Origin of the sequence: Citrobacter sp. Awk 2, from assembly GCF_028069815.1 — a bacterium.
In the GTDB taxonomy this organism is placed as follows: Bacteria; Pseudomonadota; Gammaproteobacteria; order Enterobacterales; family Enterobacteriaceae; genus Citrobacter.
In genome coordinates, this window is sequence record NZ_JANEWL010000245.1 from 1 (window position 1) to 674 (window position 674).

General features: G+C 53.9%; 1 protein-coding gene. It reads left to right on the forward strand.

From position 1 onward, the window contains the following. Positions 1–674, forward strand: a 674-nt coding sequence (locus NNO02_RS23460) for a GTP-binding protein (protein WP_271455898.1), incomplete at both ends; no start/stop codon positions are given.

Below are 674 nucleotides of genomic sequence, written 5' to 3' on the forward strand. Positions count from 1 at the left end.
CGTGGTATCACCATCAACACTTCTCACGTTGAATATGACACCCCGACTCGCCACTACGCGCACGTAGACTGCCCGGGCCACGCCGACTATGTTAAAAACATGATCACCGGTGCTGCGCAGATGGACGGCGCGATCCTGGTTGTTGCTGCGACTGACGGCCCGATGCCGCAGACTCGTGAGCACATCCTGCTGGGTCGTCAGGTAGGCGTTCCGTACATCATCGTGTTCCTGAACAAATGCGACATGGTTGATGACGAAGAGCTGCTGGAACTGGTAGAAATGGAAGTTCGTGAACTTCTGTCTCAGTACGATTTCCCGGGCGACGACACGCCGATCGTTCGTGGTTCTGCTCTGAAAGCGCTGGAAGGCGAAGCAGAGTGGGAAGCGAAAATCATCGAACTGGCTGGCTTCCTGGATTCTTACATCCCGGAACCAGAGCGTGCGATTGACAAGCCGTTCCTGCTGCCTATCGAAGACGTATTCTCCATCTCCGGTCGTGGTACCGTTGTTACCGGTCGTGTAGAACGCGGTATCATCAAAGTTGGTGAAGAAGTTGAAATCGTTGGTATCAAAGAGACTGCCAAGTCTACCTGTACTGGCGTTGAAATGTTCCGCAAACTGCTGGACGAAGGCCGTGCTGGTGAGAACGTTGGTGTTCTGCTGCGTGGTATCAA